Raw genomic sequence first — 19,735 nt, 5'->3', positions numbered from 1 at the left:
CCTCAGCCCGGCGCGGGCCCCTGCCTGTGGAACAGGGCGAGCCTGTCGAGGGGGCTGGTCACGGCCCGCACCGTCCGGGTGGCGACCTTGGCGTAGAGGGCGGTGGTGTCGAGCCGGCTGTGCCCGAGCAGAACCTGGATGACGCGGATGTCGACGCCGTCCTCCAGGAGATGGGTGGCGAAGGAGTGGCGCAGGGTATGGGGACCGACGCGCTTGGGGATCCCGGCCGAGCGCGCCGCCTCGACGACGACGCGGTGCAGCTGGCGCGTGCTGATCGGCCGTGTCCAGTCCTGCCCGGGGAACAGCCAGCCCTGGCGCTGCAGGACGCCCTGCCGGTGCCCCTCGCGCCACCAGCGCCGCAGCAGGTCCAGGAGATCGGCCGACAGCATCGCGTTGCGGTCGCGGCCGCCTTTGCCACGCTCGATCCGCAGGAGCATGCGGGTCGAGTCGACATCGCCGATCCGAAGCGCGGCGACTTCGGCCACGCGCAGTCCCGCGCCGTAGGCGAGGGACAGGGCGGCGAGATGCTTCAGGCAGACCGTGGCATCGAGCAGACGCCCGACCTCGCCGGCGCTCAGCACGTCGGGCAGGGTGCGCGGCTGGTTGAGGCGGACCAGCCCCCGGGCGAGATCGGGGCGGTTGAGCGTCTGGACGAAGAAGAAGCGCAGGGCGGAGACGATGGCGTTCATGGTCGGCACGCCGAGGCCGACCTCCTGCTGGGCGATCTGGAAGCGGCGCAGGTCGTCGCCGGTCGCGGTATCGGGTGATCGCCGCAGGAAGGCGGCCAGCCGCCCGACGTCGCGGATGTAGTTGCGCTGCGTCGCCCGGGAGAACCGGCGCAGGGTCATGTCGTCGATCAGGCGCTGGCGCAGCGAGCCGCCGGCAGCGGCGGGAACGGCGAGGATGGTCATGGGATGGCTCCACTCGAAGTAAGGGAGCCGGGATCGTCCGCCCGGGCTGGGCGGCGCTCAATTGGCGCAGGGCGCTCGGGTCAATCCGCTAGCCTCAAAGCTGCCACCCATCCCGCGCGAGCGGGTTCGTTCATCCACCCCAAGCCGCCATTCGGCGTCCACGGTTCGGGTGTGGTTGCGCGCGGCCATGGTCTCTCCGGAGCCTGACGGCCAAGTCCAGGTCAGGACTTTCAGCCCCGTTTTGTTCCCCGGATAGATGTGGAGGCTCAATGTGATAGCCGCCGTTCGGCCGCCTGGCCGGCGCTACGCTTGCCTCGGGCGCGGCTTGGGCGGCGGCCTGTCCGGATCGATTCGGTAGGTAGCGCGTACCCAATGGCGCTACGCAAGTCTTGCTACGGGTCATTCGGCCTTCGTTAACCGTGTCCGCGCACCTTGGCGGCCTGCGGGGGTGTGTCGGGCGATGGCGGGGAAGCGGGCTCGGGCGATGCCGGTGAACGACCGCCGGAAGTGGGAGGTCTGGCGGGCGGCCGACGAGATCCGCGCCGAGGGCAAGGAGCGGGTGGCCCTGGGGAACGTCTGGGCGCGGGTGAAGCGCAACGCGGGCGTGGCGGGCAACAACCAGGTCGTCGGCGAGCACCTGGCGCAATGGGCGGAGGACCGTGGTTACAGCCCGGTCATCGAGCTTGCGGGGATACCGGACACGGTCTCCGCGCACCTCGCCAAGGCCGGCGTGGAGTTGTGGAAGGCGGCGCAGGCCGAGGCGGCGATGGTTCTGGAGCGTGAGCGCGTCCGCATGGCCGAGGCCGTCGCGACCGAGCGCGAGTTGCGGAACGAGGCGCTGGGGATGGTCGATGCGCGCGACGCCGTCATCGAGGCGCAGCGCGCCGAGATCGCGCGGCTGGGCGTCGAGCTCGAACGGGAGAGGAAGCACCTGCATCTCGTGCGGGCGCGCGCCTTCTGGCGGAGGGTGGCGCAGGAGATCTGGGAGATCCTGCCGGAGCGGGAGCCGATGCACCTGACCGACATCCTGCCGAGGATCGGCCACGAGTTCGTCAAGGAGGCGGAGGAGCACCCGGGGGAATGGGGGACGGACCTGCTCCGGGGGGTGATCGACCAGCGGGTCAAGTTCAAGAAGCTGTTCGCCGCCGAGGGCTCGGGCCGCTACCGCCGGCGCCGGCCGGAGGACGACGCCGCCTGACGGGCGGAGACGGGACCGGGTTGGCGGACAGGACGGCGTCGCGAGGAACGGCACGGCCATGCCGGCATTGTCCCCGGCGAACGTCCTTCAGGTTGCGTCACGAACGGTCCCGGCACGATGACGGCGGGTACGAGCACTCCGGGACCGGCGCCCATCGGCGCGGCGCCCGCTCGCGAGAACCATACGGGCTACAACAACCGCGACGCCATCAGGCTGCTCTTCATCCTGGCCCTCGGCAGCGAACCGGTCGACCCCGCACGGGCCGGTCCGGGCGACCAAAGGGTGTTCCGCGGCGAGAAGCGGGCGATGGCCATGGACTTCCTCGTCCGCTACCCGGACTACCTGGCCGATGCGCTGCTGGACCGGCACGAAACCGAGGGCGACCCGTCGCTGCTCGCGCAGGCCGAGGCGATCTTCGATGCCGACGAGCCCAGCGAAAGGCTGGTCGGCATGGTCCGGTGGCACCGGGGGGCCTTCCAGAACATCGAGACGGCCCTGTCCATCCTCCGCGCCTACGGGATGGTGACGCCGTTTCGACAGACCAGCGGCCAACGCCGGCACGATTTCCGGATCGAGCCGGCGGCGTTCCCGTTCATGGAGGACGTGATCCGGCAGCATCCGTCGCTGGCCTGGTACCGGGACAGGGCCGGGCTGGTGTCGACGCTCGCCGGCCTGCGCAGCGGGTCCAGCCTCAAGGACGATCAGTACCTCCACCAGGAATACAGGGATGCGCCGCTTGGCACCGAGATCCCGTCCATCAAGGACCGGGTCCTGGCCCGCATCCGGCGGCTGAGGGCCGAGGCATGACGACGACGCCGACGAACGCCGACGACTGGGTCGGTACGATTGCCGCGAAGGCCAAGGTTTCGCCGGAGGAGGTCCAGGCCGTCCTCGACCGCCACGGCATCGTGCCCCAGTCGGCGCTCCCGCGACGCCGCCAGCTTCGTGTCGCGTGGATCTCGCTTGAGGGGCGCAAGCAGGGCACCGACGCGGACGGCGACATCGCCTTCCGCTGGCCCGAGGGCGACGGCGAGATGGGTCCGGGGCTCTGGGCCTTCCTGTCGGACAGGAATTCCCGTGGCAAGTCGAGCCTCATCAACATCTTCCAGGCGGCGCTGCGCGGGGAATTCCCGGGCTTCGTGAAGCCCGATGTCTGGGGCTGGCTCAGCCTCGTCGAGGTGGCGTTCCGCGTGGACGCGACCCACTATCGCGTACGGGTCGAGAAGGAGGCGGGCGAGGTCGATCCGCGCATGGCGCGGGGAACGCTCTGGCGCGAGGACGGAGACGGGGGGATCGACCTCTATGCCGGGCCGGCCGACAAGCCCTTCGAGCAGGCCGTGGCCGACAACATGATGGAGGAGTTCGGCTTCGGCTCCTTTCACGCGTTCAATAAGACGCACGGTCAGCGTACCCACGGCTGGAACGCCATCGCGACGTCGTTCTTCGTCCACGGCCCCGGCACGGCGGTCTTCGGGAACGTCGTCCACGACGGGGTTCCCCTGCGGCTCCTGCAGATGTTCATGGGCTTGCCGTGGATCACCACCCTCACGGCGGCGGCCACGGCATACAAGAAGGTCAGCGCCGAAGGCGCGAAGGCGCCCTCGGCGGAGCCCGCCGGGGGTCGGCTGGCCGAGCGCCTCAAGGGGACCGAGAACGAATTGCGCGAACTGCGCGCCCGGAGCGGGACGCCGGTCGACCGTCCGCGCCTCCGGATGGCGCTCGTGACCCGCGACCGGGAAACGATGCCGCTTCGCAAGGCGGTCACCGCGACGGAGGAACGCGTCGATGCGCTCGACCGGCAGGCCACCGCGGCGCAGGAGTCCGTTGCCGAGCTCAAGCGAACCCTGCGACAGGTGCGGGACGAATTGGCGGCGGGCATGGTGTTCCGGCGGCTTCGGCCCGTGTGTTGCCCGTCGTGCGACAACGGCATCGACGCGAAACGGTACGAGACCGCGGAGGGCGTGGGGACGTGCGCACTCTGCGGCGAGAGGCATGTCGAGGAGGAGGACGGCCTCCGCATCGACGACCTCCAGGCCGACGTGCGCGAGGCCGAGCAAGTCGTGGCCCGCCTGAACGCGGAACTCGCCGCCGCGCGTAAACGCCTGCGCGAGGCCGAGGCGGCCCGCGACGACAACCAGGCGCGCATCGGCGAGATCGCCGCGGAACTCGCCTCGGCCGAGGACCCGGACACGGAATTCCGCGTGAGGGCCCTGGAGGCGCAGGCAGAGCAGTTGAGGGAGATCATCGCGGAGGTGGCGGCACCGGTGAAGACGGTCGTGGACGACGACGCCTCGGTTTTGCGCCAGGTCGAGAAGGTCACCCGCGAACTGTTCGACGACCTGCAGCAGGACGTCCTCAAAGAGGTCTCGGAAGAGGTGGCCGCCCTCTCCCGGCGCTTCGGCGTCCAGCACGTCGAGAGCATGAGCTGGTCCAGCAACAACGCCCTCGACATCCGGCAAGGCGGGGCTGACATCACGTTCACGAAACTGTCGCCCGGCGAGAACCTCCGGGTTCGCATCGCCGCGGCCCTGGCGGTCGTCGCCGTCGCGCGCCGCCGCCGCTTCGGGCGGTATCCCGGCCTGCTCGTCCTCGACAGCCCGCGGTCGCAGGAGATGACCGACGACGATTTCGCCGCATTGATGGCGAGCGTGCAGGAGGTCATCACCGAGACCGGTGACACCCAGGTCATCGTCGGCGCCGCCACCAAGCCCAGCCTTTTGGGAGTTGTCCCTGGCCGGCAAACGCTCCACGCTGAAGGCGGCCGATTCCTTTTCTGAGGCGGGTTCCACGGTGGCGGAGGACGTTCTGCGACGGCTTCTGGCCCGGGACGAGGCCGAATTCGCCGACCTGTCGTCGGTCTCGCCCGGGCGGTTGCGCGAGGCCGTCCGCGAAATGGGCCGGGGCGTCGAGGGCGCCGACCTGTTCGTCGCGCTGGCGTCGTATCACGACGCCGCGAAAGCCGTCCCGGCCGCGGTCGAGATCATCCGGGAGGCCGGCGACGTCGTCGCGATGGCCGGCATCGCCGCCTGGCTCGGCCACGGTGGCCGGTTGCGTCCGGAGGCCGCGGGCGTGCTCGGTCGCGCGTTCCTGGAACGGGCCGGGAACCGCGCCAGCGATTACGGCGCGCGCGCCCAGGCCCTGAAGTCCGCGATGATCCTCGCCCAGTCGGACCGCGCCCTGCTGCGGCGGCTCCAGGCGGAGATGATCGAGCTCGACCCGACGGACGACGGCGACTTCCTGCGCCATGCGGCCAACGTCACGGGCGCGCTGCTCGCACGGGAGCCGGACCCGGACCTGCACGCCGTCCTGGGCAAGCTCCTCCACGTCGTGGAGGCCGAGGACGAGGTCGCCATGGAGCTCGGGCTCGACGCGCTCCGCGCCGGCCTCGACGCGACGACGGAGGAGGACGCGCTCCGGTCGTTCCGGGAGGCCCGGGACTGGTTCGGGCGGTCCGAGGCGACGAGCGAGGAGCGCCCTGACGCCGGGCTGTATCGCCGCTGCCTGGACATGTTGGTCGCGTTCCAGACCGGCCGGACCCAAGGCGACCTCCGTGACGGCATCGACGGCATCAAGGCGGCCGCCTTCGCGTACACGGCCCACCTGTCTCCATCCGACCGGCCTGAGGAGACGTCGTCCTGGCTCGGCGTTCGGGGCCGGGAGCGCGTCCACTGGTCGATGCTCGCGCTCCGGTTGGGCTCCCTCGACACCAGCTTGGCGAAACGGGCCTGGCTCAACGCCGCCGCCGTCATCCAGGACGAATTGGTCTCCGTCTACTCGGCGAGCCGCAGCATCATGGTGCGGGGCGCGGACGGCGGCCTTGAGGCCGTCCTTCGGCCCCGGATCGTCGGCGCCCTGAAACGAGATTTGCATTCCCTGGATACCCTCGACCAGTGGATCGAGGAGAATTCGGGGTCGGGGCTCCTGCCCGATGTCGCGGGGCTGCGCGCCCGGGTGGCCGCCGCCCGCGAGGGGGTCGTCGCCCACCGCCCTACTGAGGCGGCGCCCGGGAGCTCACCGGCCGCCGCCATCCTGGAGAGCATCCCCGAGGCGGGCCGGGCATCGGCGATGGCGCGCGTCGCCGGCGCCATGATGACGTTGGTCGGCGAGAGCATGTCCGCCGTGGTGTCGGACCTGTACGACGACATGATCAAGGCCTTGGGCAGGAACGAGCACTTCCGCAGGTATCCGGAGGCTCGCGCCCTGTTCGAGATCGCCCTGTGGCTGACCCTGCAGTTCGTGGTCCAGCGGAGCAACGTCGGCTCCAGCACCTATCGGCGGGCCAAGTACCTGTTCGAGCGGGACCCGGCCAAGCTGCCGAAGGAGGAAGTCCTTCAGGAGGACTACCTCGACTTCCTGTGGGGCTCGCCCTCCGCGGGCATCCTGGGGGCCGAGGCCAGCGACATCGCCGGGGGACGCGTCGACGTCCTGTTCAAGCACATGCGCTTCACCTTCGTGGCGGAGTTGAAGAAGTCCGACCGCAAGCTCACCAACGACCAGGTCGTGGCGGAATACGGACTCCAAGAGGTGGCCTACGGCGTGACGAACGTCTCCTTCGGCATCCTGATGATGCTCGACCTTCACGACCTGGGAGGCGGGCAGCCGGACGTCGTCGAGCGGGTCTCCGTCCACCACGTCACCCCTCCTTGGGGGAGGACGGAGCACGCCGTCGTCCTCTTCCGTGTCCAGGGACGCCGCAAGACGCCCTCCAAGCTTTGAGGTGGCGAGGTCCCGCTCGTGCCTCCGGCAGGCGTGGCCGGCGCCGGCCCCACCGGCATCGCTTCCGTATGTGCGGACGGAGCGTACCGACACCCGCGGCTTCCCGCCGTCGGCGTCGCGGGACTTGGCCCGTATGCCGTCCACCGCCGCCCAGACGTCCTTCCTCGCGACCATGTCCGCCGCCCCTGACCCGATGCGGGCAGAGTGCGGGAAAGCGATGAAGAAAGACCCGCCGTCGCCTTCGCGCACCGCGGGGTCTCAGGGCGCCGCCGGCCGATCCTCGACGCGCAGCAGGTATTGCAGGACCGGCTCGCCGGAACGCTCGTCCTTCCCCTCCTCAGGCGCCGTGGAGATGACCGCTTCGGCGACCCGCCGGGACGCGACGTTCGTCTCGCCGACGATGGCCTCCACGTAGAAGTCGCGAACGCCGTTCCTGCCGAGGCCATGGCGCAACTCTTCGATGGCCGCCCGGATCACGTCCCGCGCGCGTCCCTGGCCGCGCAGAGGCGGCGGGACGGCGACGCCGACCTGGAAGCAGGGACGGCCCCCGACCGGTTCGCAGCTGGAAAAGTTGGCGAAGGCCGTCACGGCACCGCCGTCGAGCCGGACGTAGGTGAGCCGAAGCTCGCCGTTCGGCCGGTCGAGGAAGACGTGGAGATCCCGGTCCAGCTCGCACCTCTGAAGGTGAAGCTCGCCCCTCGCTAGGGCCTGCTGGAAGGAGGCGAGGCCTTCCGATGGGTCGGTGATGGGTGGCAAGTCCCAGGCTCCTCTCGTAAACGGCGACGCCGTCGCCTTAGCGGCTCAGAGGCCGCGCCGGAACGGTCGCCGCGAAATTCCGGATCACGCTCGCGTCGACGAAATGCAGGATCTCGGACCGTGCGCTCCCCCGGATGACCACCCCGGCGAAACCGATGAAGAAGGCGCCTCCCGTCCCGCCCACGTAGAACACCGGACCACCGCTCATCCCGTCGGGGTCGAACGCCTCGACCCGTTCCATCAGCAGCCGATGCACACCGGGCGAGGCGCTGCGTCCCTCGTAGGTCCCGTTGACGCTCGTGACCCGGGCAGTGACATGGCGTTCATCAAAGTCGACGTCTTGCCGGCCGTAGGGATAGCCGAACACGAGGAAACGGTCCGGTTTCCGCGTTCCCGCCGGCCACAGCGAGGTCTCGTCGAGGGACAGGAAGTCGCTGCCGAGGTTGGGGATGGCGTAATTCGCCGGAACGAACTCGAACGCCCGCATGTCCAGGAGGTCGTCCCCGGCGTTCTCTTCCGTCGCCTGGGGCCTGAGGAGCGAGGAGGCCGTGATGGTCTTGTCCTGGGCGACCACCGGCCGGATCGCGATGACGTCAGGCTCAAGGTCGGGGAACTGGTGGCCGCAGCAGAACACGAAATGCTGGTCGCCGAAGCGGAGGGCGGTGCCGCTCCCGCGGAAGGAATAGGGATAATCGTCGGAATCGTTCAGGACGAAGATGTGCTTGCAGTATCGCTGCAGGACATGTTCCGCCTGCGACGCGTCGTAGGACAGCGCCCCGATCCTCACGGATTTCAGCATCGTCAGGTCCATGACGTCGTAAAGCCTATTCAGGTCTACCAAGCGAATTTCCCTTCCTGTCGGGTGGCTCGTCAATTGATCAATGCACTGCGCGGGCACCTCACGGAGTTCGGGTACGTCGTTCGCCAAGGTGTCGGGCACGTCGGCTCGTGGCGATCGTCCGCGACCCGACATCCGACGTGCCAGCCGAGGCACGGCCAGTCCTGGCCATCATTGCGGGCAGCTTGGAGGCGCTCCAGGCACAGATCGCGCTTCTGGACCGCGAGATCGCCCAACGCGCGAAGGACGATGCCGTGGCCAAGCGGCTGATGACGAGACCGGGTGTCGGCCCGATGATCGCGACCGCACTCGTGGCTCTGTCACCGGCCGCCAGTACCTTCCGCCGCGGGCGCGACTTTGCGGCTTGGCTCGGTCTCGTCCCGCGGCAACACTCCAGCGGCGGCAAGGAGCGGCTGGGGCGAACGACCAAGATGGGCGAGCGCAGCGTGCGACGGTTGCTGATCCTGGGCGCGAGCTCTGCGACCAAGGTCGCGGCGCGTGATCCCGATAAAGCTGGGGCATGGTTGGCCGGCATGCTGTCGCGCACGCCGCGCATGCTGATCACCGTCGCCCTGGCGAACAAGATGGCGCGGATCGTCTGGGCCTTGATGGCCCATGGCGGCTCCTACAGAGCTCCGGCCACGGCGTGATCGCCACGGCCTGAGGCGTCAGGGAGGCAGGGAAGGTCAGTCGAGAGGTATGGCGCAACGGTCAGAAGACGGGGTCGGGAAAACCAGTGAATGGCCAAGCGCCTCGAGCGCGCCAAAGCGACTTGGACCCGATCCGCGATCTCCATACAGGCCAGCAGCCGTGAGGATGGCTGCATCAAAAGGCCGGACACACGGCAGCACCTGATCCTGCGCGCACAGATCTCTCAAACACCCCCTTGAATCCGATGGGGCGTCCACACACGGCCATTCGAGTTGTTTCGCCCGAAGGTCTGCTGATGGCGCGTCTCGGCCCCAAGTGACCGGACGGCGCTTTGACGCACGGCTGCGCGTGTCGAGCGCGTGTCCCACCGGCTACATCACATCCAACCCGTTTCACCTGCGCCTGGACCTCGGGCAGACCCGCCGCCGCTCCCCACCGTCAAGTCTCGCTGGCCGTGCGATCGCTGCCGCCCTCCCGCACCTGCCTACCCTACGCCGGTGGCGGCAGCCGACCGCGGCGTCTGTTCATCCCTCCGCCTCTCCCGGGAACCCCGTCTCGGCCGCACCCCCGCGGCCGTCACGAGGCACCCGACCATGCACGTCAGCATCCCCCTGCCGCGGCTCGCCGATACCGGCGACTTGCATGACACCCGCAGCATCCCGACAGCACTCGCCGACGCCGCCCGCACCATCCTCGACCCCTCCGGGCTCGGCGCACCGCCATCCCACCTCCCCCTCATCCCCGAGGCCGCCCGCCGCCGTCACCACGTGTTCGTCTCCGCCGACCACCGCTTCAAGGCCGCGGCCCGCTTCCTACAAGCGCTCTGGCGCGAAGACCGTGACCTGCCGATCGGCACTCATCTCAACCGCGCTAACCCACATCGGGTCCGTCGCCTTGGCTCGCGCATCTCGATCGCCGCCGGCCGCACTGGCGCCAACTTCATGACGCCCGCCATCGCCGCGGTGGCCGCCAGGGCGCTGGCTTACCGCGAGCCGGGCGCCGCCTACGACATCAGCCGCCTGCGCACGAACCTGCTGTCCTCGCAGCCGCTGGCCTTCAACCTGTTCGGCCCGCTCACCGCCGACCCCACGCTCGCCACCCGCTTCATGGCTGAACTGTTCCCCGGCGCGCTGGCGACGGTCACTGACATCTTGTTCGAGCACAGCCCTGGCCGCGGCGACCCACGCTTCACAGCCGACCGAACCGCGTTCGACATCGTTCTCCGCGGCATCACCCCCACCGGCGCCCGGGCGCTGATTTGCATCGAGATGAAGTACAGCGAAGCCGGATATGAACCTGCCCCACCGCCCAACCCGCGGCACACGGAGATCGCGCATACGACCCCGGGCCTATTCATCGCGCCCGACGACCCGACCCTGACCGGCCCAGCCTGCCAGCAGCTCTATCGCCAGCACTCCCTCACAGCCGCCATGCTCGCTGCCGGCCTAGCGGACACAGCCACGCTCGCGTTCATCGCCCCCGCGCACAACCAACTCGCACACGCCGCCGCGGCAACTTACAATCGTCAGCTCACGGACCCGGCCGCCGGCCCGATCCCGTTCATCCCGCTGACTCTGGAGCACGCGTTCACCGCCATGGCCGCCGCCGGCCTGCCTGCACAAGCCGCGGCGCTTCATCGACGTTATACGGACTGGTGGCTCCTCGACGGTGAACTCGAACTCGCGATGGGAGCCGCCGCATACGCACCCGCTGCTGAGGCATTAGCAGCACCCACGCACATGCCGACCGTTGATACCACCAGCGCGACCAAGCCGGTCAACCGTTCACGACCGCAGCGCACTCGGCCCGCGATCCGGACTGCTGCTTGACGGGACAATAGACAAATCACGATCCGAGCCGGCGGCAATCACATGCTGCCGGTTCGAACCCGTTTCTGACGCAACTTCACACCGCCGCGGACGCGTGAGAAACACCAGCTCACCCACGTAGGCACATCTCTGATTTTGCCCGCTTCGTGCGCCTTCCAAGTGTTTGAAACTTGAGAGGTTCGAGTGGCCCGGTTCTGCACACAAGCGGCCTTATCCACGACCGGCGAACTGTAGCTCAGCCCCGCCGTGACAACCGCCCATTTCGCGACGACACCATCGCCGCCACCGGCAGCCGCCTGATCCGCGTTCAGGTGACGACAGCTAGGCCAATCCAAGCTTCCCGTGCGCCTCGGCGGGCGTCATCTGCCGTATGGATTCTTCGGAAAAGCCAAGCTCACGAAGCGCCGCTCGCTGACGGTTCGTGATCATCAACGACACCGCAGGAGACGTTACAGACGCGGTGCCCATAGCGTTCAACTCGGCGTCCTCGGCGCGCCCGACCGGGTCAAGGAACGCGTCCTCTTCCGCAGCCAGATTGAGGACTAACCGAAGATAGCCGTCAGTTCCCGCCATTCACGACCCTCGTTGCTCCTATGCCGACCTGAGGAGTGCGCCGGATCAGCCTCGGGACGGCGGTACCGCCCGCTCTGACGAAGCAGCAGGCTATAGCCATCGAGGTTGTTCCATCAGGGCTGTGTCTTGCCTACCGTCGCCCCGAGTGGAAACGGTGACGCCAGCCCTCATCCAGCCTGCGTTCCTCCGCGCTCTCCTCCGGGACAGCTTCCAGACGCAGGAGGATCATCGCAAACTTGTTCTGCTGGAGGTAAACCTGCTCGTAGAGGGACGGCGCGCGGAGGTCGCGCTTCACGTCGATCCAGAGATCGGAACTACACGCGGCGATGTCGCTCGCGATGTTCGGCTGATGTGGACCACTGTGATAGAGCGAGCCTGTCGGGACCGGGCTGCCGACCGCGGAGATGATGGCCGGAAAGGAGAGGCTGCGGTAGCACCGCTGCACCCGGCCATTGCCCGCCACGACGATGGCGATCCTCTCGGGTTGGTATTGCACGTAGGCCCGAGCCGCCGCCTCCTTGCCGACCGCGAAGTCGCGCGCGAGCATGAGAACGTGCTGCAGATTGGGCTCGCGAAAGGCCGCCATGGCTCCCCGCAGCAGGTGCGGGGGCATCAACATGAGAGTGGCGAAGCGATTGGCCTCGACCTCCCTGCGCTGCCGCTGATCACCCTCCTTCGCTGTGACGCGGAGAAGGTCAGAGCTCTTGCACATGAACCGGCCGGATTGATCCGGGACGTGGTGCGCCATCAGGAAGTGGGCGAGTTCATGCGCGATGGTGAAGCGGCGACGCGGTTCGCCCCCACGCTTGACGAGGATGGTGCCTTCGGACCGCTTCGCGTCGGTAACGAGGCCCCCCTCGAACTCGTCGGTGTCGAGGTCCTCTATTCCGAGAATGCCAAGGCGCGCGCACAGGTCTTGGATCGGCACGGGCACCGGAAGGTTCGGCTCAGCCTGTAGGATGCGTTTGACGAGCGCCTCCGGCGATGCCGCGTCTACGAGGTCCATCCTGCTGATCGGCATCCGCGCAGCCCCATCCCGTCCCTACAGGCCGCCACCCACCCGCGATCCCAGAACGGGACTATAGGGAGTTCGTGCAGGCGGTAAGCCGAAGGACCGGTTTTGCGCCTGTCGGCTATCCGGCATGGCGCAGTCTGGCCGTAAGCGGAACGGCCGCTTCGGAGAAGATCCGCGGGAAAAGCGGACGGCCTGCTACCGACCCAACCCAGCCGCCCGGACCGCCGCCGGCGCTTCCCATAAGCAGCCATTCGTCAGCCGTCCGGCAACTTCGCTTCAGGGGTGAACGGAGAAGGGGGTGGGTAGGAATAATTCTTGTAGGACCGCCTGGTGGGACCGATAATGCCGCAACTGCAAGCGTAGATGGGCGGGCGGTCCACGGAACCGAACCCGGCAGCCGCGCTGCAGTGGGCCTGGGCGATCATATGTCAATGGCGATGCCCCCACTCCTTCCAAAGCCAGTTTTACGAAAGGCCGTTTGGGCAGAGATGGGCATCCCTGAGGTGAAGCTGGATACGCCCTAGCAGGCTGTTGAAGAACCCGGCCAGCGGCGGGCGATGAAGGGGATTTTGTCGCCGGCGTGGAAGTCGATTTCGCCGAGAAGCGAGCCGTTGGCCTGAAGCTCGGCCCATCCGGAGCCGCAGGCCTCGTCCATCTCGTCGTTCCCGGACCAGTCGAACTCAACGGCAGCGTGATCACCACTACCGACGCAGGCCCCGGTGACGCATCCGAAGACGAACTCGCCGCCGGTGGCCGCGAAGAGGATGTAGGCCGGCTCGACCATGTCAGCGTAGTCGTCCGCGTAGCCCGGCAGCTCGACGATCCGCCACTTGCCCAAGACGCTCACGCCAGAGCTCCGAGCAGCTTGGGCAGGCGAACCAGTTTGTAGGCCGCCGCCGTGAAGGCGAAGGCCCATCCGACCCTGTCGCGGCCATTGAAGCGAGTCTTGCGCTGACCCCCGACGGTCTTGATCCAGCCGAAGCTCTCCTCGATGCGCTTGCGGATCTTTTGGCTCATGCCATAGCCGGCATGGCGGGTGGTTCGCCTATCAATGGACGAGCGGCGGCTGGTGTTCTGGGCCACGTGCGCTCGCACGTTCATCGACTTCAGCTCGTTGACGAAGTCCTCCGCGTCGTAGGCCTTGTCGGCGCCCAGTGAGGTGGCCTTGGGCCGGTCCGCCCTCGGCTCGATCATCGCCAGCGCGGCGATGCGCTCGGCGTGACCGTCTGCGCACGTCAGAAAGGTGTCCACGATGAGGGCCGAGCGGTTCTCTATCAGGGCGTGGCCGATGAAGCAGAGCTTGGCCTCCATGCCCGGGCCTTTACGATAGAGCCTGGCTTCGGGATCGGTGGTGCTTGTGTGCGTCCCGTTTCAAAGCTTCTGACCCTTGAAGTCGACCTCGGTGTTGCGCCCGTCGGCTGGCGGCGGTGCTTGATCTCCGCTTCGACCCTTGGGCTTGGAACTCTTCATCGAGGCCCAGGCCTCGATCAGCGTGCCGTCGACGCTGAAGTGGTCGCTGGACAGGGGCCGCTTCACCTGGGGCTGGGCCAGCGAGGCCGCCAGGAACTTGGCAGCGATCTCGCCGTCCAGCAGCCGGTCCCGGTTCTTGCTGAAGCTCGAATGATCCCAGGCCGAATCGTCGACGCCCAGCCCTATGAACCAGCGGAACAGCAGGTCGAACTCCAGCCGCTCCATCAGCTGCCGTTCCGAGCGGATCGAGTAGAATGCCTGCAAAAGCATCGCTCGCAGCAGCATCGCAGGCGGGATCGACGGACGCCCCATCCGTGCCGCGTAGAGCGCAGAGAAGTCCTGGTTCAGCGCTGCGAGCGCCACATCCGTGAGCTGCCGGACCGTCCGCAGTGGGTGGTCGGGACTGACCCGAGCCTTCAGATCCACATAGGAGAACAACGTCCCCGATCGCTGATCCGAACCCCGCATCCGCCTTCCCCAAGCGCTCCCGGGAAGGAGTGAATCACCCCTGGTTCGGCCACGCCACGGACTTCTTCAACAGCCTGCTAGAGGGGCGGGCTGGTACCCGCCAACCGCATATGCAAGCTCACCAACCTTCGTTGACCAGCACCGGGGCACGCAACGCTACGTGCCCACCGTGCCGGCCGATGAGGATGCGCTGACCTGCGCCATCATCGCCTTGGCGTCCGAGTACGGACGCTACGGCTACCGCCGTGTCACCGCGCTGCTGCAGGCAGCGGGCTAGCCGTTGGGCAAGGACCGAGTTCAGCGGATCTGGCGTCGTGAGGGCCTCAAGGTCCCGCAAAATTATCGACCATGCAGCCGTCTCTGGTTGAACGATGGCTCCTGCGTTCGGCTGCGACCTCTCCATCGCAATCACGTCTGGAGCTTCGACTTTGTGCATGGCCAGAATCATGACGGGCGTAGCCTGCGCATCCTGACGCTGATCGACGAACACACCCGCCTCGTGAACCCTCCGACCGCGTCACTGCACTAGGCGGGGATTATCCACCTCAATGTCAGTGGAGCCGTCAATCTTGCCCGGTCATCCGACTCGGCGAAGCAGGCGCCCTGGTGAGATTGTCGTGTCCTGCGACATCCGCACGTCCTCGTCGTCGATCAGCGAAAGCGCCCAGGCTGGTTTAAGGTCGGCGTCACATCGAGGCCGGTGACGATCATCGTACAGGGCTCGGTGCCGACCGTGCCGGAGAGGTGACCCTTCCGGCCGTCGCGCGCCTTGGTGTTCTGGTCCTCGCCCATCATCAGTTCGCCCGGCCCCATCTCGACGCGGGTGCCGTCCATGGTCTCGACGAACCAGCGGCCCGACAGGATCGCGATCCACTGGGGCCTCGGGTTCTCGTGCCACTGCCCGACCCAGCCGACGGGGAGCACGGTGAAGGTGACGCCGGCCTGCGACGGCTCCTGCTTGTCGTTCCATTGCGGCGCCGTCTCGGCGTCGATGCCCTCGAACTTGAAGGCCGAGAGATCGAACTTCTCCTGGCGGCTGACGCCCTCGGCATCGGTGTAGACGTGCCAGTACGGCATGGTCGGGGGCGTGCCGCCCTTCGCCTGATCGGCCATGATACGAATCCTTCAGCGGTTGTCGGCGGCGGTGGGAGCGGACGTCGGGCCTTTGGCGAGAGGATGGGCGATCACCGCGCGGGCCGGTGCGTAGGCACCGCCGATCACCACGAGCAGCAATCCGCCGACGAGCCCGAAGTTCTTGAAGAAGTCCCAGAAATGGGCTCGGCCCTCGCCGTTCGTCGACCAGAAGCCGGGGAAGCGCCAGAACGGGTGGTACATCAACGCGGTGACCGCGCAGAACCCGGCGAGCACCAAGGCCGCCGCGCGGTCGAACACCCCGATCACGATCAGCACCGGCGTCACCGCCTCGACCAGGATGCCGAGGATCAGCAGCAGCGCCGGTAAGGGCAGGGGGCCGGAGCGCGCCTGCCCCATCGCCTCGTCCCAATGGGCAACCTTGTCGTAGGCGCTCAGCGGAAACATGCAGACGAGGCAGACCTTCGCCAGCAGCGGCACGGCCACGAGGTCGAGCCAAGGTATCGACGACGTCATGGGTGGTCCGGAGTGGCAGGCATCGGGGGCTCGAAGCGGGAGTCCCGCCCCCAACGTCGCTCGGTCGCGGCGGTTGCGCTCGGGCCCCTCGGCGACCACCGGGATTGCTGCGCCGCAGCGAGCACGATGCCGTGACCAGGCAACTTGGAACGCCTCCAGCCTTGCTCCGTTGGCCGCAGAGTTTTCTTCGAGTGTGTTGCAGTGCGAGGCTGGCCGATGCCGCAGGACCATTACGACGTCATCGTCATCGGCTCCGGTCCCGGCGGCGGTTCGCTCACCGCACGGCTGGCGGAGACCGGCAAGCGCATTCTGCTCCTGGAGCGCGGCGACTACCTGCCGCGCTCGCAGGACAACTGGTCGTCCAAGACCGTGTTCGTCGACGGCGCCTACCAGGCGAAGGAGACGTGGTACGGCGGCGGCGGTCGGACGTTCAGCCCGGCGCTGCATTATTATGTCGGCGGCAATTCGAAGGTCTACGGCGCGGCCCTGTTCCGGATGCGCGAGCGTGACTTCGGCGACGTCCGCCACGTGGACGGCCTTTCGCCGGCCTGGCCGGTCTCCTATGCGGAGTTCGAACCGTACTACGCGCAGGCCGAGACTTTGTTCGCGGTACACGGCCAGCGCGGCGAGGACCCGAGCGAGCCGTGGTCGAGCGGCCCCTACGACCATCCCCCCGTTAGCCACGAGCCGCGCATTCAGAAGCTGTCGGACGATTGGGGGAAACTCGGCCTCAACCCATTCCACCTGCCCCTCGGGATCAAGCTCGACGAGCGCGACGGCAAGCCGACGCCGACGAGCATCTGCATTCGCTGCGACGCCTTCGATGGCTTCCCGTGCCTGCTGAACGGCAAGGCCGACGCGCAAGTGATGACCGTCGACCCGACGCTGGCCCGACACGACAACGTCACCCTGCTCGTGAACGCCTACGTCTCAACGCTGGAGACCGACCCGTCGGGCCGGACGGTTACGGCGGTGAACGTCACCCGCGAGGGCAGGGCCGAACGCTACTCGGCGGATGTGGTCGTGGCCGCCTGCGGCGCGCTGTCGTCGGCGCTGCTGCTCCTGCGCTCGGCCAACGCCGCCCACCCGAACGGGCTCGCCAACGGCTCGGACCAGGTCGGGCGCAACTACATGCGCCACAACATGTCAGTGCTGATGGCGCTGTCGAAGGAGGTAAACGCCACCGTCTTCCAGAAGACGCTCGCGGTCTCGGACTTCTACTTCGAGTCGAAGGACTGGGAGTTCCCGATGGGGCTGATCCAGATGTGCGCCAAGACGCATCCGGAGCAGATCCGCGGCGAAGAGTTCCCGAAATGGACTGGCTTCCTGCCCGACGCCCCGTTCGAGATGGTGGCCCGCCACTCGATGGACTTCTGGCTGCAGAGCGAAGACCTGCCGCACCCCGACAACCGGGTGATGCTCGGACGTGACGGCCGCGTCATACTCGACGTGCGCGAAACCAACGGCGAGGCGCACGACCGCCTGCGCGGCAAGCTCGAAGAGCTGCTCCGGCCCGGCGGCCTCCACACCTACCTGTTCGAACGTTCGCTTTACCTCGGCAAGAACATCCCCTTGAGCGGCACCGCGCACCAGGCCGGCACGTTGCGCTTCGGCACCGACCCGAAGGCGTCGGTGCTCGACCTGAATTGCAAGGCGCACGAACTCGACAACCTGTACGTCACGGACGCGAGCTTCTTCCCGTCGATCGGCGCGGTGAACCCGACGCTGACGATCATCGCCAACGCGCTCCGCGTCGCCGACCACATCGCCGAGCGGCTCGCCTAGCCAAAAACCCTTCCACACCCTGCACGACGAAGACGAAACGGCGATGCCCGCAGTGCATCGGCCGGACGAAGGAAACGAACGTTGAGCAAACCCATCGAGAGCTATGCCCTGATCGGCGACGGCGAGACCGCCGCGCTCGTCGCGCGGGACGGCTCGATCGACTGGCTGTGCTGGCCGAACTTCGATGACGACGCATGCCTGTGTGCGCTCCTCGGCAACGAGGAGGACGGTCGCTGGTCGATCACCCCCCGGGGACCCGTCCTCGACACGACGCGACGGTATCGCGGCGACACCATGATCCTGGAAACCATGATGAAAACGGCGGATGGCGCCGTTCGCGTCACCGACTTCATGCCCATCCGCAAGACGGTCTCGGCGCTCGTGCGGATCGTGGAGGGGTTGGCCGGCACCGTCACGTTGGACTTCGATCTCAGCCCGCGTTTCGACTACGGTGCGCTGGCGCCGTGGTGGGAGGCTCGCGAGGGTGGCGCCGTGGCTGTGGCCGGCCGACATCGCCTGACCCTCCAAGCCAGCATTCCCGTCGGCGTCGATGACGGTGGAGTGAAAGCCGGGTTCACGCTGCAAGAGGGCGGGCGGCAAACGTTCGTGCTGTGCCGGACGGACGCTTGGGAAGCCGATGCGCCTCATCTCGATGTCGAGGCCTCGCTGGACGCGACGCAGGCGCATTGGGAGCGTTGGATCTCGGGCTTCGACGCGACGCGCACCCGCTGGCCGGCGGCTGTCAAGCGGTCTCTCCTCACGCTGAAGGCCCTCACGCACGCGCGTTCGGGCGGTCTGGTCGCCGCACCGACCACGAGCTTGCCGGAGGTGCCGGCGGGCGCGATGAACTGGGATTACCGATATTCGTGGTTGCGGGATTCGACCTTCACGCTTGGTGCCTTCATCAACGCGGGCTTCGAGACCGAGGCGACGGCGTGGCGGGACTGGCTCCTGCGCGCCATCGCCGGAAACCCGGATGCGCTCCGCATCATGTACCGGGTGGATGGCTCCAGGCACCTGTCCGAGTGGACCGTGGATGCGCTGCCCGGCTACCGCGAGGCGCGACCGGTACGGGTCGGCAACGCCGCGTCCACGCAGAAGCAGCTCGACATCTACGGCGAGGTCATCGACACCCTGGCATTAGCGCGACGGGCGGGCATCGCATCGACGGACCATCAATGCTCCGTCGAGCGCCGCCTCGCCGAACACCTCGCCGAGGTGTGGCGGGACCGTGGTGCCGGGATCTGGGAATCGCGCGGCGATCCGAAGCGCTACACCTATTCGAAGGCCATGTGCTGGGTCGGCTTCGACCGGGTCCTACGGCACGGCGACCTCACCGAGGCGCTTCGCGCGTCGCTGACCGCCTGCCGCGACGAGGCTCGGGCCGAAATCTGCGGCGAGGGTTGGAACGCGGGGCTCGGGACCTTCACGCAAAGCTACGGTAGCCATGAGCTCGACGCGAGCCTCCTGCTCCTGCCGCTCGTCGGTTTCCTGAAGGCCGACGAGCCACGTATGGCGGCGACGATCGAGCGGATCAGGGAGGACCTCGATCAGGACGGCCTGATCCGTCGCATACGGACGAAGGGCGACGGCAGCGACGAGGGGGCGTTCCTACCCTGCTCGCTTTGGATGGCGGATTGCCTGCGCCTCCAGGGACGGCAGGAACTCGCCGAGGCCTATCTCGAACGCGTGCTCGGCGTGGCCAACGACGTCGGTCTTCTTTCGGAGGAGTACGACGTTCCTGGCCGGTGCCTCGCAGGAAATTTTCCGCAGGCCCTGACGCATCTCGGCGTCGTGAACACCGCGCTGGGCCTATGCGGATCCGTCGTCGACCGCGGCGGTGGCTGACGGCGGGACCGAGGCATCACGATACCGTGGTTCAAGAGATCTGTCCGTGCATGCGGCGTCGACGGTGGT

15 protein-coding genes and 3 pseudogenes are annotated in these 19,735 nt (G+C 67.8%); 9 read left to right on the top strand and 9 right to left on the bottom strand.

Going from position 1 to position 19,735, the window contains the following annotated elements:
* Nucleotides 1-2: 2 nt before the first annotated feature.
* Complete coding sequence (locus MFF40_RS12725) at nucleotides 3-911, bottom strand: tyrosine-type recombinase/integrase (RefSeq protein ID WP_043381343.1); 909 nt, start codon at nucleotides 909-911, stop codon at nucleotides 3-5.
* A gap of 484 nt (nucleotides 912-1,395) precedes the next feature.
* Between MFF40_RS12725 and MFF40_RS12720 the strand changes: the two genes are divergently transcribed.
* From MFF40_RS12720 to MFF40_RS12705, 4 genes are all read left to right on the top strand, one after another.
* Entirely contained in the window at nucleotides 1,396-2,109 is a 714-nt protein-coding gene (locus MFF40_RS12720; RefSeq protein WP_238260746.1) for a DNA-binding protein, read from the top strand.
* 117 nt (nucleotides 2,110-2,226) lie between these two features.
* Nucleotides 2,227-2,916 (top strand): hypothetical protein, encoded by a 690-nt coding sequence (locus MFF40_RS12715; RefSeq protein ID WP_238260744.1) that lies wholly within the window; start codon nucleotides 2,227-2,229, stop codon nucleotides 2,914-2,916.
* The gene (locus MFF40_RS12710; protein ID WP_238260742.1) at nucleotides 2,913-4,886 is read left to right on the top strand and encodes a coiled-coil domain-containing protein; all 1,974 of its coding nucleotides are present in this window, start codon (nucleotides 2,913-2,915) and stop codon (nucleotides 4,884-4,886) included. Before MFF40_RS12715 ends, MFF40_RS12710 begins: the two co-directional genes overlap by 4 nt.
* 13 nt (nucleotides 4,887-4,899) lie before the next feature.
* A complete protein-coding gene (locus MFF40_RS12705; protein WP_238260740.1) occupies nucleotides 4,900-6,825 on the top strand; it encodes an ATP-binding protein in 1,926 nt (641 codons plus the stop codon).
* 258 nt (nucleotides 6,826-7,083) lie between these two features.
* Here MFF40_RS12705 and MFF40_RS12700 read toward each other — a convergent pair whose 3' ends face one another.
* Together MFF40_RS12700 and MFF40_RS12695 are read right to left on the bottom strand one after the other, a co-directional pair.
* A complete protein-coding gene (locus MFF40_RS12700) occupies nucleotides 7,084-7,581 on the bottom strand; it encodes a GNAT family N-acetyltransferase (RefSeq protein WP_238260738.1) in 498 nt (165 codons plus the stop codon).
* 37 nt (nucleotides 7,582-7,618) lie between these two features.
* Nucleotides 7,619-8,521, bottom strand: a complete 903-nt coding sequence (locus MFF40_RS12695; protein WP_238260784.1) for a S1 family serine peptidase — start codon at nucleotides 8,519-8,521, stop codon at nucleotides 7,619-7,621.
* Here MFF40_RS12695 and MFF40_RS12690 point away from each other — a divergent pair.
* A pseudogene (locus MFF40_RS12690) lies at nucleotides 8,441-9,069 on the top strand (IS110 family RNA-guided transposase); the annotation flags it as partial. The gene MFF40_RS12695 and the pseudogene MFF40_RS12690 sit on opposite strands and share 81 nt — an antisense overlap.
* A 594-nt stretch (nucleotides 9,070-9,663) precedes the next feature.
* A complete protein-coding gene (locus MFF40_RS12685; protein WP_238260736.1) occupies nucleotides 9,664-10,899 on the top strand; it encodes a PGN_0703 family putative restriction endonuclease in 1,236 nt (411 codons plus the stop codon).
* A 321-nt stretch (nucleotides 10,900-11,220) separates the two neighbouring features.
* On the opposite strand, the gene MFF40_RS12680 is transcribed toward MFF40_RS12685, so the two are convergent.
* The 4 genes and pseudogenes from MFF40_RS12680 to MFF40_RS12665 form a co-directional block, all read right to left on the bottom strand.
* A complete protein-coding gene (locus MFF40_RS12680; RefSeq protein WP_238260734.1) occupies nucleotides 11,221-11,472 on the bottom strand; it encodes a hypothetical protein in 252 nt (83 codons plus the stop codon).
* Between the two features lie 130 nt (nucleotides 11,473-11,602).
* A complete protein-coding gene (locus MFF40_RS12675; protein WP_238260732.1) occupies nucleotides 11,603-12,478 on the bottom strand; it encodes an ImmA/IrrE family metallo-endopeptidase in 876 nt (291 codons plus the stop codon).
* A 529-nt stretch (nucleotides 12,479-13,007) separates the two neighbouring features.
* Nucleotides 13,008-13,334: a hypothetical protein gene (locus MFF40_RS12670; protein ID WP_238260730.1), complete on the bottom strand. Its 327-nt coding sequence runs from the start codon at nucleotides 13,332-13,334 to the stop codon at nucleotides 13,008-13,010.
* Nucleotides 13,331-14,425 (bottom strand): annotated as a pseudogene (locus MFF40_RS12665) (IS5 family transposase). Before MFF40_RS12665 ends, MFF40_RS12670 begins: the two are co-directional and overlap by 4 nt.
* A 136-nt stretch (nucleotides 14,426-14,561) precedes the next feature.
* Here MFF40_RS12665 and MFF40_RS12660 point away from each other — a divergent pair.
* Nucleotides 14,562-14,921: pseudogene (locus MFF40_RS12660) on the top strand (IS3 family transposase); the annotation flags it as partial.
* 155 nt (nucleotides 14,922-15,076) lie between these two features.
* Here MFF40_RS12660 and MFF40_RS12655 read toward each other — a convergent pair.
* Both MFF40_RS12655 and MFF40_RS12650 read right to left on the bottom strand, forming a co-directional pair.
* On the bottom strand, nucleotides 15,077-15,538 hold the full coding sequence (locus MFF40_RS12655) for a cupin domain-containing protein (RefSeq protein ID WP_153873588.1): 462 nt from the start codon (nucleotides 15,536-15,538) through the stop codon (nucleotides 15,077-15,079).
* Between the two features lie 12 nt (nucleotides 15,539-15,550).
* Nucleotides 15,551-16,033: a DoxX family protein gene (locus MFF40_RS12650; RefSeq protein WP_238260728.1), complete on the bottom strand. Its 483-nt coding sequence runs from the start codon at nucleotides 16,031-16,033 to the stop codon at nucleotides 15,551-15,553.
* Nucleotides 16,034-16,249: 216 nt separating this feature from the next.
* On the opposite strand from MFF40_RS12650, the gene MFF40_RS12645 reads away from it, so the two are divergent.
* Together MFF40_RS12645 and MFF40_RS12640 are read left to right on the top strand one after the other, a co-directional pair.
* The gene (locus MFF40_RS12645; RefSeq protein ID WP_238260726.1) at nucleotides 16,250-17,818 is read left to right on the top strand and encodes a GMC oxidoreductase; all 1,569 of its coding nucleotides are present in this window, start codon (nucleotides 16,250-16,252) and stop codon (nucleotides 17,816-17,818) included.
* Between the two features lie 81 nt (nucleotides 17,819-17,899).
* The gene (locus MFF40_RS12640) at nucleotides 17,900-19,666 is read left to right on the top strand and encodes a glycoside hydrolase family 15 protein (RefSeq protein ID WP_238260724.1); all 1,767 of its coding nucleotides are present in this window, start codon (nucleotides 17,900-17,902) and stop codon (nucleotides 19,664-19,666) included.
* The last annotated feature ends 69 nt before the right edge of the window (nucleotides 19,667-19,735 follow it).

Source organism: Methylobacterium mesophilicum (assembly GCF_022179445.1).
GTDB classification, from domain to species: domain Bacteria; phylum Pseudomonadota; class Alphaproteobacteria; order Rhizobiales; family Beijerinckiaceae; genus Methylobacterium; species Methylobacterium mesophilicum.
Note: the sequence above shows the minus strand (reverse complement) of the source record. Positions and strands in the feature narration are given on the sequence as shown.